13 protein-coding genes are annotated in these 12,847 nt (G+C 71.0%); all 13 read left to right on the forward strand.

What is annotated here, in order from left to right:
• The first annotated feature begins 12 nt into the window (after positions 1-12).
• The 13 genes from ACK8N7_RS06385 (at position 13) to ACK8N7_RS06445 (ending at position 12,844) form a co-directional block, all read left to right on the forward strand.
• Positions 13-1,650: an acyl-CoA dehydrogenase family protein gene (locus ACK8N7_RS06385; protein WP_403211289.1), complete on the forward strand. Its 1,638-nt coding sequence runs from the start codon at positions 13-15 to the stop codon at positions 1,648-1,650.
• 252 nt (positions 1,651-1,902) lie between these two features.
• Entirely contained in the window at positions 1,903-3,195 is a 1,293-nt protein-coding gene (locus tag ACK8N7_RS06390; RefSeq protein ID WP_500441378.1) for a GAF domain-containing protein, read from the forward strand.
• 73 nt (positions 3,196-3,268) lie between these two features.
• Positions 3,269-3,892, forward strand: a complete 624-nt coding sequence (locus ACK8N7_RS06395; protein ID WP_500441380.1) for a GNAT family N-acetyltransferase — start codon at positions 3,269-3,271, stop codon at positions 3,890-3,892.
• Positions 3,893-4,089: 197 nt separating this feature from the next.
• Positions 4,090-4,173 (forward strand): putative leader peptide, encoded by an 84-nt coding sequence (locus ACK8N7_RS06400; RefSeq protein ID WP_316944184.1) that lies wholly within the window; start codon positions 4,090-4,092, stop codon positions 4,171-4,173.
• Between the two features lie 116 nt (positions 4,174-4,289).
• Positions 4,290-5,987, forward strand: coding sequence for a nitrite/sulfite reductase (locus ACK8N7_RS06405; protein ID WP_403211295.1), 1,698 nt, complete (start codon positions 4,290-4,292; stop codon positions 5,985-5,987).
• Positions 5,984-6,163, forward strand: a complete 180-nt coding sequence (locus ACK8N7_RS06410) for a hypothetical protein (RefSeq protein ID WP_097934331.1) — start codon at positions 5,984-5,986, stop codon at positions 6,161-6,163. The genes ACK8N7_RS06405 and ACK8N7_RS06410 overlap by 4 nt, the downstream gene beginning before the upstream one ends.
• A complete protein-coding gene (locus ACK8N7_RS06415; protein ID WP_403211298.1) occupies positions 6,160-6,876 on the forward strand; it encodes a phosphoadenylyl-sulfate reductase in 717 nt (238 codons plus the stop codon). The genes ACK8N7_RS06410 and ACK8N7_RS06415 overlap by 4 nt, the downstream gene beginning before the upstream one ends.
• Before the next feature lie 23 nt (positions 6,877-6,899).
• Positions 6,900-7,445 carry an adenylyl-sulfate kinase gene (gene cysC, locus ACK8N7_RS06420; RefSeq protein WP_403211300.1) on the forward strand — a complete coding sequence of 182 codons (546 nt, stop codon included), beginning with the start codon at positions 6,900-6,902 and terminating at the stop codon, positions 7,443-7,445.
• A complete protein-coding gene (gene cysD, locus ACK8N7_RS06425) occupies positions 7,442-8,377 on the forward strand; it encodes a sulfate adenylyltransferase subunit CysD (protein ID WP_403211302.1) in 936 nt (311 codons plus the stop codon). Before cysC ends, cysD begins: the two co-directional genes overlap by 4 nt.
• Positions 8,378-8,379: 2 nt before the next feature.
• Positions 8,380-9,729 carry a sulfate adenylyltransferase subunit 1 gene (locus tag ACK8N7_RS06430; protein ID WP_015612249.1) on the forward strand — a complete coding sequence of 450 codons (1,350 nt, stop codon included), beginning with the start codon at positions 8,380-8,382 and terminating at the stop codon, positions 9,727-9,729.
• A gap of 229 nt (positions 9,730-9,958) precedes the next feature.
• Positions 9,959-11,074: an aliphatic sulfonate ABC transporter substrate-binding protein gene (locus ACK8N7_RS06435; RefSeq protein WP_500441383.1), complete on the forward strand. Its 1,116-nt coding sequence runs from the start codon at positions 9,959-9,961 to the stop codon at positions 11,072-11,074.
• A gap of 65 nt (positions 11,075-11,139) precedes the next feature.
• Positions 11,140-11,931 carry an ABC transporter ATP-binding protein gene (locus ACK8N7_RS06440; RefSeq protein WP_403211308.1) on the forward strand — a complete coding sequence of 264 codons (792 nt, stop codon included), beginning with the start codon at positions 11,140-11,142 and terminating at the stop codon, positions 11,929-11,931.
• Complete coding sequence (locus tag ACK8N7_RS06445) at positions 11,918-12,844, forward strand: ABC transporter permease (protein ID WP_403211310.1); 927 nt, start codon at positions 11,918-11,920, stop codon at positions 12,842-12,844. Before ACK8N7_RS06440 ends, ACK8N7_RS06445 begins: the two co-directional genes overlap by 14 nt.
• Positions 12,845-12,847: the final 3 nt, after the last annotated feature.

Below are 12,847 nucleotides of genomic sequence, written 5' to 3' on the forward strand. Positions count from 1 at the left end.
TACCGTATCGGCATGGCAGCCACCACCCACACAGTGACCAATCAGGTTCCGCCGCTGGTCGGCTATGACGTCTACACCGCCGACAGGGCCCTGTCCGAGGCCGTCGAGCGGCACATCGAGCCGGGCGTTCTGCCCGGGGCACGGGAGGAACTCGGGGCGCTCGGGCGGGCCGCGGGTTCGGCGCAGGCCCAGGAGTGGGGTGCGCAGGCGAACGGGCATCCGCCCGTTCTGCGCACCCATGACCGGTATGGGAACCGGATCGACGAAGTGGAGTTCCATCCGTCCTGGCACCGGCTCCTGGGGCACGCGGTCGCCGCCGGGCTGACCGACGCCTGGGGCCGCCCGGCCGGTCATGTCCGGCGCGCGGCCGGGTTCCTGGTCTGGACGCAGGCCGAGGCGGGGCACGGCTGCCCGCTCTCGATGACGCACGCCGCGGTGCCCGCGCTGCGGACCGACCCGGTGCTGGCCGCCGAGTGGGAGCCGAAGCTGACCTCGTACGTCTACGAGGAGGGGCTGCGGCCCGCGCCGGAGAAGGCCGGGGTGCTCTTCGGGATGGGCATGACGGAGAAGCAGGGCGGCACCGACGTGCGGTCCAACACGACGCGGGCGGAGCCTCTCTCCGGGGAGGGCGAGTATCTGCTCACCGGGCACAAGTGGTTCTGTTCGGCGCCGATGTCGGACGGGTTCCTCGTGCTGGCGCAGGCGCCGGGCGGGCTGACCTGCTTCCTCGTTCCGCGCGTGCTGCCCGACGGCACGCGCAACGTGTTCGCGATCCAGCGGCTGAAGGACAAGCTGGGCAACAAGTCCAACGCCTCCGGCGAGGTGGAGTTCGACGGGACCTGGGCCCGCCGGGTCGGCGAGGAGGGGCGCGGGGTGCGCACCATCATCGAGATGGTGGCGGCCACCCGGCTGGACTGCGTGGTCGGTTCGGCGGCGCTGATGCGGCAGGCGGTGGCGCAGGCGATCCACCACGCCACCTACCGCAGCGCGTTCGGCGGACTGCTGACCGACAAGCCGCTGATGCGCAACGTGCTGGCCGATCTGGCGCTGGAGTCGGAGGCGGCGACCGTCCTGGCGATGCGGCTGGCCTCGGCGTACGACACGGACACCGAGGAGGAGCGGGCGTTCCTGCGGCTCGCGGTGCCCGCCGCCAAGTACTGGGTCACCAAGCGCTGCACCCCGGTCGTCGGTGAGGCGCTGGAGTGCCTGGGCGGCAACGGGTACGTGGAGGAGTCCGGGATGCCCCGGCTGCTGCGTGAGGCGCCGCTCAACTCGATCTGGGAGGGCTCGGGCAACGTACAGGCGCTGGATGTGCTGCGGGCGCTCCAGCGGGAGCCGCAGGCGCTCGACGCGTTCCTGCGGGAGGTCGGGAAGGCGCGCGGGGCCGATCACCGGCTGGACGCGGCGATCAAGGACCTGCTGACCGAGCTGGCGGACCTGGAGGGGATCGAGGCGCGGGCGCGGCGCCTGGTGGAGCGGATGGCTCTGGTACTCCAGGGTTCGCTGCTGGTGCGCTGGGCGCCGCCGGAGGTCTCCGACGCGTTCTGCGCCTCGCGGCTCGGCCGGGACTGGGGCACGGCGTTCGGGACGCTGCCGCACAGCCTGGATCTGGCCTCGGTGGTGGCGCGGGCCCGGCCGGTCGCGGAGTAGTCGCCGGCCCGGAGGTGAGCGACGGAGGGTGGTGCTGCGCCGACACGGCACCACCCTCCATGCTTGAACCGTGCCGTACGCCAGGCACGGGCCCGGCGTACGGCACGCTGCCACTCTCGTACGGTTCGGCGGGGCATCGCCAGAGTTGCAAAGGGTTGCAACCATTGTGTGGACTGCCAGGTGGGGTTGGCCGGGCAGCGGCAGGATGGGGCCGGAGAGCGCGGAGTGTTTCGGGCGGAACGGGTGGGGACCATGAGCGAGCAGGGTTCTGCCGCAGGGATGCGGGTGATCGGCCGGGAGGCCGACCGCGCGGCCCGGCTGATCCACCGGGCCAGGGAGGCCCGGCTGGCGGGCGAGCGGTCCTCCGTCGTCCCGCGGGCGGAGATCGACGCCTCCTGGGACCGGGTGGTGCGCAGTGGCATCGACCCCGAGCAGTCGCCTTCGAGCGAGCTGCTGCAGGTGGAGGAGATCGAGCACCGCCGGCACAGCACGGCGCTCGGCGAGGTGATGCCGCTGCTGCGGGCTGGGCTCGCGTCCATCGCCGACGCGGCGCACCAGATCATGGTGGTCACCGACGTGGAGGGCCGGGTGCTGTGGCGCCAGGGCAACTCCGGGGTGCTCCACCGGGCCCACGACATCTGCCTGGAGGAGGGCGCCGCCTGGGCGGAGGAGGCGACGGGGACCAACGCGATCGGTACGGCGCTGGCCGCCCGCGCGCCCATCCAGGTCCACTCGGCCGAGCACTTCATCCGGGCCCTGCACAACTGGACCTGCGCGGCGGCTCCGGTCCGTGACCCGCGCGACGGGCGGCTGGTGGGCATCGTCGACATCAGCGGCCCGGCCTCCACCTTCCACCCGGCGACGCTGGCCCTGGTGGACTCGGTGGCGCGGCTCGCCGAGGGTGAGATCCGCACCCGTCACCTGGTGGCGATCGAACGGCTTCGCGCGGTGGCGGCGCCGATCCTGTGCCGGCTGGGGGGCCGGGCGCTGGCGGTGGACACCCACGGCTGGCTGGCGGCGGTGACGGGGATGCCGCCGGTGGACCGGCTGCCGCTGCCGAAGTCGCTGCGGGCGGGCCGGGTGTGGCTGCCCTCGCTCGGCATGTGCCGGGTGGAGCCGCTGCCGGGCGGCTGGCTGGTGCAGGTGTCGGACAGCACGGCTGAGGGGGCGCCGCGCCGGGTGGTGCTCGATCTGAGCCGGCCGCGGGCGCTGGCCGTGCATCTGGTGGGCCCGCTGGGCACCTCGACGCAGCGGCTCTCGCCGCGCCACGCGGAGCTGCTGTACGCGCTGGCGGTGCAGCGGGAGGGGCGTACGGCCTCCGAGCTGGCGCAGGACATCTTCGGTGACGCGACCCGGACGGTGACCGTACGGGCCGAGGTCTCCCGGCTCCGTCGCCATCTGGCGGAGGTGCTGGCGCACCGCCCGTACCGCTTCGGGGAGGGGGTCGAGGTGGAGGTGGTCCGGCCGGAGCACCCCGCCGACCTGTTGCCGCACTCGAAGGCGCCGGTGGTGACGGGGGCGCGGCGGGGGGCGGCACAGGCCTGACCGGGCCCGATGGGCGGGCCGGTGGGCGGGCCCGCTGTGCACCGGCGGGCGGCGGCATGGTTTTCTGGCCGCCATGAGTAACCCCGTGCAGCCCCCCGCAGCCACCACCGCAGCGACCGAGGTGACCGAGGTGACCGAGGTGACGGTCTGGTCGCTGGAGCAGACCTCCCCCGCCGACCTGCGGCCCGCCACCGCTCCGGAGGGCGATGTACGGATCGTCCGGTCCGAGGTGGTGCTGCCGGAGTTCAGCCGCTTCCTCTACTCCGCCGTGGGCGGCGACATCCGGTGGACCGACCGGCTGGCGCTGACGTACGCGCAGTGGCAGGAGGCCCTGGAGCGGCCCGGGGCTGAGACGTGGGTGGCGTACGCGAACGGGACGCCGGCCGGGTACGTGGAGCTGGACCCGCAGGACGACGGCGTGGTCGAGATCATGTACTTCGGGCTGATCCCGGCCTTCCGGGGGCGGCGGATCGGCGGCCACCTCCTCTCGTACGGGGTGGCGCGCGCCTGGGACCTGGCGGAGCGGTGGCCCGAGCGGCCGCGGACGGAGCGGGTGTGGCTGCACACGTGCTCCAAGGACGGCCCGTACGCGATGGACAACTATCTGCGGCGGGGCTTCCGGCTCTTCGACACGAAGACCGAGCTGGAGCCGGACGTGGCGACTCCGGGACCGTGGCCGGGAGCGTACGGCGTCTGACCTTTCCACCGTTCTGTCTGACCTTTCCACCGTTCCGTCCGGGGCGGGGCCTCTCCGGCTCCCCCCTGGGGCATTTGCCCCCATTGCCGCCGACGCCGCATGTGACCGATACCACAGCGTCTCATTCTGCGAGACCATGTCGTCCACATCGTGGATAGTGGTGGACTGCCCCGAGATCCGCGTGACACGCTTCCGTCATGTCTGGAACTGGAATTGCCTTGGTGAGTCGACGCCACGTCGACCTCTGCCGCATGTCCAGCGCCATCTGTCCGGCGAGCTGAGAGTCCCAGCACCGCCGCGCCCCCTCATACCTCTGCCGAACCCAGCGCACCGCCGCGCCTCAGCGCGAGTGTGCGGTTCAGAGCCGCCCTCCTGCAGTCCCGAAGGACGTACTGTCATGGCCGCTACCCCCGAACAGCCTGCGACCACCACGCCCCGCCGCAAGGCCGGACGCCACCGTGGCGAGGGTCAGTGGGCCGTGGGCCACCACACACCCCTCAACGGGAACGAGCAGTTCAAGAAGGACGACGACGGTCTCAACGTACGGACACGTATCGAGACGATCTACTCCAAGCGTGGCTTCGACTCCATCGACCCCAACGACCTGCGCGGACGCATGCGCTGGTGGGGGCTGTACACCCAGCGCAAGCCCGGCATCGACGGCGGCAAGACGGCCGTGCTGGAGCCGGAGGAGCTGGACGACAAGTTCTTCATGCTGCGCGTCCGGATCGACGGCGGCCGGCTGACCACACAGCAGCTGCGGGTGATCGGCGAGATCTCCCAGGAGTTCGCGCGCGGCACCGCCGACCTCACCGACCGGCAGAACGTGCAGTACCACTGGATCCGGATCGAGGACGTGCCGGAGATCTGGCGTCGGCTCGAAGAGGTGGGCCTCTCCACCACCGAGGCCTGCGGTGACACGCCACGCGTGATCCTCGGCTCCCCGGTGGCGGGCATCGCCGAGAACGAGATCATCGACGGCACCCCCGCGATCGACGAGATCCAGCGCCGGTTCATCGGCAACCCCGACTTCTCCAACCTGCCCCGCAAGTTCAAGTCCGCGGTCTCCGGCTCCCCGCAGCTGGACGTGGCGCACGAGATCAACGACATCGCGTTCGTCGGCGTGAACCACCCGGAGCACGGCCCCGGCTTCGACCTCTGGGTCGGCGGCGGCCTCTCCACCAACCCCAAGCTCGGGGTCCGCCTCGGCGCCTGGGTGCCGCTGGACGAGGTGGCCGATGTGTACGGCGGGGTCATCGGGATCTTCCGTGACTACGGCTACCGGCGGCTGCGCACCCGCGCCCGGCTGAAGTTCCTGGTCGCGGACTGGGGCGCGGAGAAGTTCCGCCAGGTCCTGGAGGACGACTACCTCCAGCGCAAGCTGGTCGACGGCCCCGCGCCCGAGCAGCCCGCCCAGACCTGGCGCGACCACCTCGGCGTGCACCGGCAGAAGGACGGCCGCTTCTACGTCGGCTTCGCCGCGCGGGTGGGCCGGGTCGACGGCACCACGCTCACCAAGATCGCGGAGCTGGCCGACGCGCACGGCTCCGGCCGGGTGCGGACCACCGCCGAGCAGAAGATGATCGTGCTGGACGTGGCCGAGGAGCAGGTCGAGTCCCTGGTCGCTGGTCTGGAGGCGCTCGACCTGCGGGTCACGCCCTCCCCGTTCCGGCGCGGCACGATGGCCTGCACCGGCATCGAGTTCTGCAAGCTGGCGATCGTCGAGACGAAGGCGCGCGGCGCCTCCCTCATCGACGAACTGGAGCGCCGCATCCCGGAGTTCGACCACCCCATCACCATCAACATCAACGGCTGCCCGAACGCCTGCGCCCGCATCCAGGTCGCCGACATCGGCCTCAAGGGCCAGCTGATGCTGGACGGCGAGGGCAACCAGGTCGAGGGCTACCAGGTGCACCTCGGTGGTGCGCTCGGGCTTGAGGCCGGGTTCGGCCGCAAGGTCCGTGGCCTGAAGGTCACTTCGGCCGAACTGCCGGACTACGTCGAGCGGGTGCTCGGCCGGTTCCAGGAGGAGCGCGAGGACGACGAGCGCTTCGCGACCTGGGCGGCGCGCGCCAGTGCGGAGTCGCTGTCATGAGCGAGCGAGCCGCCCCGTTCTACTGCCCGTACTGCGGCGACGAGGACCTGCGCCCCAACGAGACCGGCCACGGCGCCTGGGAATGTGCCTCCTGCAACCGTGCGTTCCAGCTGAAGTTCCTGGGTCTGCTGACCCGGGGCGTCCAGCGCAACGACGGTGAAGGGGACCGGACATGACGGACACTCTGCTGAGCGGCGAGCTGACGGACAGCGAGCTCCAGGAGCTGGCCGAGCGGGCGGGCCGCGAACTCGAGGACGCCTCGGCCACCGAGATCCTGAAGTGGGCCACCGACACCTTCGGGCCGCGCTTCTGCGTCACCTCCTCCATGGAGGACGCCGTGGTCGCGCACCTGGCCTCCCGGGTGATGCCGGGCGTGGACGTGGTCTTCCTGGACACCGGCTACCACTTCCCCGAGACCATCGGGACCCGGGACGCGGTGGACGCGGTGATGGACGTCAACGTCATCACGATCACCCCCCGGAGGACGGTGGCCGAGCAGGACGCGGAGCACGGCGAGAAGCTGCACGACCGCGACCCCGACCTGTGCTGCGCGCTGCGCAAGGTCAAGCCGTTGGAGGACGGCCTGACCGCGTACGGCGCCTGGGCGACGGGGCTGCGCCGCGACGAGTCCCCGACCCGCGCCGACACCCCGGTCGTCGGCTGGGACGCCAAGCGCCGCAAGGTGAAGGTCTCCCCCATCGCCCGCTGGACCCAGGACGACGTGGACGCCTACGTCGCCGAGCACGGGGTGCTCACCAACCCGCTGCTGATGGACGGTTACGCCTCCGTCGGCTGCGCGCCCTGCACCCGCCGGGTGCTGGAGGGCGAGGACGCACGGGCCGGCCGCTGGGCAGGACGCGGCAAGACCGAATGCGGGCTGCACGGCTGATGACGACTGATCAGGAGAGTTCGATGAGCGTGACGGAGACGGGAGCCACCATCTGGCTGACCGGTCTGCCGAGCGCGGGCAAGACCACCATCGCGTACGAGCTGGCGGGCCGGCTGCGGACCGAGGGCCACAAGGTGGAGGTGCTCGACGGCGACGAGATCCGGGAGTTCCTCTCCGCGGGGCTCGGCTTCTCACGCGAGGACCGGCACACCAACGTGGCCCGGATCGGCTTCGTCGCCGAACTGCTCGCCGCCAACGGCGTGAAGGTGATGGTCCCCGTCATCGCCCCGTTCGCCGACAGCCGCGAGGCGGTCCGCAAGCGGCACGCCTCCGAGTCCACCACCTACCTGGAGGTGCACGTCGCGACGCCCGTCGAGGTGTGCTCCGTACGGGATGTGAAGGGCCTTTACGCCAAGCAGGCGGCCGGCGAGATCAGCGGTCTCACCGGGGTCGACGACCCCTACGAGGCACCCGAATCGCCCGACCTGCGCATCGAGTCGCACCAGCAGACCGTGCAGGAGTCCGCAGCGGCGCTCCACGCGCTGCTCACCGAGAGGGGCCTGGCGTGAGCACCGTCACCACCGTGCCGGAGGGCACCGTCAACCCGTACGCGCTCAGCCACCTGGACTCCCTGGAGTCGGAGGCGGTCCACATCTTCCGCGAGGTGGCGGGGGAGTTCGAGCGGCCGGTGATCCTGTTCTCCGGCGGCAAGGACTCCATCGTGATGCTGCACCTGGCGCTGAAGGCGTTCGCGCCCGCGCCGGTGCCGTTCACGCTGCTGCACGTGGACACCGGGCACAACTTCCCCGAGGTCCTGGAGTACCGCGACCGTACGGTGAAGAAGCACGGGCTGCGGCTCCATGTCGCCTCCGTGCAGGAGTACATCGACGCCGGGAAGCTCCGCGAGCGCCCGGACGGCACCCGCAACCCGCTCCAGACCGTCCCGCTCACCGAGGCGATCCAGCAGCACCGCTTCGACGCGGTGTTCGGCGGCGGGCGGCGCGACGAGGAGAAGGCGCGCGCCAAGGAGCGGGTCTTCTCGCTGCGCGACGAGTTCTCCCAGTGGGACCCGCGCCGCCAGCGCCCCGAGCTGTGGCAGCTCTACAACGGGCGGCACGCCCCCGGCGAGCACGTCCGGGTCTTCCCGATCTCCAACTGGACCGAGCTGGACGTCTGGCAGTACATCGAGCGCGAGGGGATCGAACTCCCGGAGATCTACTTCGCCCATGAGCGCGAGGTCTTCAACCGCCACGGCATGTGGCTGACCGCAGGACACTGGGGCGGGCCCAAGGAGCACGAGTCCACCGAGACCCGTCTGGTGCGCTACCGCACGGTCGGTGACATGTCCTGCACCGGGGCCGTCGACTCCGACGCCACCACGCTGGACGCCGTGATCACCGAGATCGCCGCCTCCCGGCTCACCGAGCGGGGCGCGACCCGCGCCGACGACAAGATGTCCGAGGCCGCGATGGAAGACCGCAAGCGCGAGGGGTACTTCTAACCATGACCACACCCATCCTCCCGGCGCTCTCCGCCGAGCAGCTGTCGGCCACCACCCTGCTGCGGTTCGCCACCGCCGGGTCGGTCGACGACGGCAAGTCCACCCTCGTGGGACGCCTGCTGCACGACTCCAAGTCGATCCTCACCGACCAGCTGGAGGCCGTGGAGCAGGTGTCGCTGAGCCGTGGCCAGGAGACGCCGGACCTGGCGCTGCTGACCGACGGGCTGCGGGCCGAGCGCGAGCAGGGCATCACCATCGATGTCGCCTACCGCTACTTCGCCACCGCCCGCCGCCGGTTCATCCTCGCGGACACCCCGGGCCATGTGCAGTACACCCGCAACATGGTGACCGGCGCCTCCACCGCCGAGCTGGCCGTGGTCCTGGTCGACGCCCGCAACGGGGTGGTCGAGCAGACCCGCCGGCACGCCGCCGTCGCCGCGCTGCTCCGCGTCCCGCACGTGGTGCTGGCCGTCAACAAGATGGACCTCGTCGACTACGCGGAGCCCGTGTTCGCCGCGATAGCCGAGGAGTTCACCGCGTACGCCGCCTCGCTGGGCGTCCCGGAGATCACCGCGATCCCGATCTCCGCGCTGGCCGGGGACAACGTGGTGGAGCCGTCCGCCCACATGGACTGGTACGGCGGGCCGACCGTGCTGGAGCACCTGGAGACGGTGCCGGTCAGCCATGACCTCACCGCCTGCCACGCGCGCTTCCCCGTGCAGTACGTGATCCGGCCGCAGACCGCCGAGCACCCGGACTACCGGGGGTACGCCGGTCAGATCGCCGCCGGGGTCTTCCGGGTCGGCGAGGCCGTCTCCGTACTCCCCTCGGGGCGCACCACCACGATCACGGGCATCGACGCGCTCGGCGAGAGCGTCGACATCGCCTGGGCGCCGCAGTCGGTGACGATCCGGCTGGCCGACGACATCGACATCTCGCGGGGCGACCTGATCGCCCCCGCCGACGACGCGCCGCCGGTCACCCAGGACATCGAGGCGACCGTCTGCCATGTGGCCGACCAGCCGCTCTCGGTGGGCCAGCGGGTGCTGCTGAAGCACACCACCCGTACGGTCAAGGCGATCGTCAAGGACATCCCGTCCCGGCTCACCCTGGACGACCTCTCCCAGCACCCGGCGCCCGGGCAGCTGGTCGCCAACGACATCGGCCGGGTCGTGGTGCGGACCGCCGAGCCGCTCGCGCTGGACGCGTACGCCGACTCACGGCGTACCGGATCGTTCCTGCTGATCGACCCCGCGGACGGTACGACGCTGAGCGCCGGTATGGCGGGCGCCGCGTTCGCCGCGGCCCCGGAGCCGGTCGTGGCCGACGACGACGCCGAATGGGACTTCTGACGTGACCGACTTCTTCTCCACCTTCTCGAAGGAGGGCGGCCGTGTGGGCAGCGGCGCCCTCGGCAGCGGCCAGGGAGGCGTGGGGCGATGTGCGTGATGACGTACGCGCACCGCTCGCGCGCCCTGAACCCCCCGCATCCGTACCGCCGAAGACCTGCCGATCTCCCGGCCGCGCCCCCCTGACCAACAGCGGGACGCGAGTACCGGGCCAACGAGAGGAAAGCCTCCCGTGCCTGCCCCCCGTTCCACCGTTCGCCGCTCCATAGCCGCTGTCGCGGCCCTGCCGCTGCTCGCCCTGGCCGCCACCGCCTGCGGATACGGCGCCGACGCCGAGGACGACGACGCGAAGAAGGCGAACGTCTCCTCCGGGGAGAAGAAGCTCTCCGCGGACACCGTGAAGATCGGCTACTTCCCGAACCTCACGCACGCCACCGCGCTGGTCGGTATCCAGGAAGGCACCATCCAGAAGGAGCTGGGCGGGACCAACGTCGAGTCCACGACCTTCAACGCCGGCCCCTCCGAGATCGAGGCGCTCAACGCGGGCTCGATCGACATCGGCTTCATCGGCCCCTCCCCCGCCATCAACGCCTACGTCAAGTCCCAGGGCAAGGGCCTGCGGATCGTGGCGGGTTCGGCCTCCGGCGGGGTCAAGCTGGTCGTCGACCCGAAGAAGATCAAGACCGTGGACGACCTCAAGGGCAAGCGGATCGCGACCCCGCAGATCGGCAACACCCAGGACGTGGCCTTCCTCAACTGGATCTCCGAGAAGGGCTGGAAGGTCGACCCTCAGAGCGGCAAGGGCGACGTCTCCGTGGTCCGCTCGGACAACAAGGTGACGCCCGACGCCTACAAGTCCGGTTCGCTGGACGGCGCGTGGGTCCCGGAGCCGACCGCGTCCAAGCTGGTCTCCGAGGGTGCGAAGGTCCTTCTCGACGAGAAGGACCTGTGGCCGGACAAGAAGTTCGTGATCACGCACATCATCGTGTCGCAGAAGTTCCTCGACGCGCACCCCGACGTGGTCGAGGCCGTGGTCAAGGGTTCGGTGTCCACCAACAAGTGGATCAACGCCAACCCCGAAGAGGCCAAGGCGTCCGCCAACAAGGCGCTGGAGAAGCTGAGCGGCAAGCCGCTGGCGAAGGAGATCCTCGACCCGGCGTGGGAGTCCATCGAGATCACCAACGACCCGCTGGCCACCACGCTCAAGACGCAGGCGGGGTACTCGGTGAAGGCCGGTCTGCTGGAGAACCCGCAGCTGGGCGGCATCTACGACCTGGGGCCGCTGAACAAGATCCTGAAGGCCGACGGCCAGCCTGAGGTCGACGACGCCGGTCTCGGCGTCAAGTAGCCCGACCACCCGACCATCCGTACCCGGATCCATCGGATTCCCAGGATTCCCAGGAGGTGACGACCATGGCGACCACCACCCTCACCAAGGCCGAGGACCGTACTACGGTCGAGCACGCCGCCCGGCTCTCGCACGTCTCGAAGTCCTTCGCCGGACACACGGGGCAGCAGCTCGTCCTGGACGACATCACGCTCGATGTCGCTCCGGGTGAGTTCGTCACCCTCCTGGGGGCCTCCGGGTGCGGTAAGTCGACGCTGCTCAACCTGGTGGCCGGACTCGACCGCCCGTCCGCAGGGTCGATCGAGACCCCCGGCGGGCGGCCGGCCCTGATGTTCCAGGAGCACGCCCTCTTCCCGTGGCTGACCGCGGGCAAGAACATCGAACTGGCCCTGCGGCTGCGCGGGGTTCCCAAGGCGGAGCGCCGCACCGAGGCCGAGCGGCTGCTCGAACTCGTCCGTCTCGGCGGCGCGTACGGCAAGCGGGTGCACGAGCTGTCCGGCGGTATGCGGCAGCGGGTCGCGATGGCCCGCGCGCTCGCCCAGGACAGCCAGCTGCTGCTGATGGACGAGCCGTTCGCGGCGCTGGACGCCATCACCCGCGATGTGCTGCACGACGAGCTGACCCGGATCTGGCGCGAGACGAACGCATCGGTCCTCTTCGTCACGCACAACGTGCGCGAGGCCGTACGGCTCGCGCAGCGCGTCGTGCTGCTGTCGTCCCGGCCGGGCCGGATCGCCCGCGAGTGGACGGTCGACATCGAGCAGCCGCGCCGTATCGAGGACACCGCCGTGGCGGAGCTGTCCGTCGAGATCACCGAAGAACTGCGTGGGGAGATCCGCCGACATGGCCAGCACTGACATCACGTCCGACCGGAAGCGGCCGGACGAGGCGGCCGGACCCGTCGACGCGAAGCCCGACGATCTGGCCGGTCTGGAGGCCGGCCTCGACGCCCTGGACGCGGTACAGATCCGCCGCACCCCGGTGCGCGAGGTCCTGCTGAGCAAGGTGCTGCCGCCCGTGGTGGCGGTGGCCCTGGTCCTGGTGGTCTGGGAGCTGCTGGTCCGCGCCCAGGTCACCGAGGTCTACAAGCTGCCGCCGCCGTCCGCGGTGTGGGACAGCGCGCAGGACATGTGGCTCAAGGGAACGCTCCTGGAGGTCGTCTGGACCAGCGTCTCGCGCGGTCTGCTCGGCTTCCTCCTGGCGGTGGCCATCGGTACGCCGCTGGGGCTGCTGGTCGCCCGGGTGAAGCTGGTCCGGGCCGCGATCGGGCCGATCCTGTCCGGGCTCCAGTCGCTGCCGTCGGTCGCGTGGGTGGCCCCGGCGGTCATCTGGCTCGGGCTGAACGACAGCATGATGTACGCGGTGATCCTGCTGGGCGCGGTGCCCTCGATCGCCAACGGGCTGGTCTCCGGCGTCGACCAGGTGCCGCCGCTGTTCCTGCGGGCGGGCCGCACGCTGGGCGCGACCGGGATCCGCGGGACGTGGCACATCGTGCTCCCGGCCGCGCTGCCCGGCTACCTGGCGGGTCTCAAGCAGGGCTGGGCGTTCTCCTGGCGCTCGCTGATGGCCGCCGAGATCATCGCCTCCTCCCCCGAACTTGGTCTGGGGCTCGGGCAGTTGATGGAGAACGGCCGCAGCAACTTCGACATGCCCGGGGTCTTCCTCTCGATCCTGCTCATCCTGTTCGTCGGCATCGCGATCGACCTGCTGATCTTCAGTCCGCTGGAGCGGTGGGTGCTGCGCAGCCGCGGTCTCCTCGTCAAGAACTGAGTT

Source organism: Streptomyces griseobrunneus (assembly GCF_046713465.1).
Lineage (GTDB): Bacteria > Actinomycetota > Actinomycetes > Streptomycetales > Streptomycetaceae > Streptomyces > Streptomyces microflavus.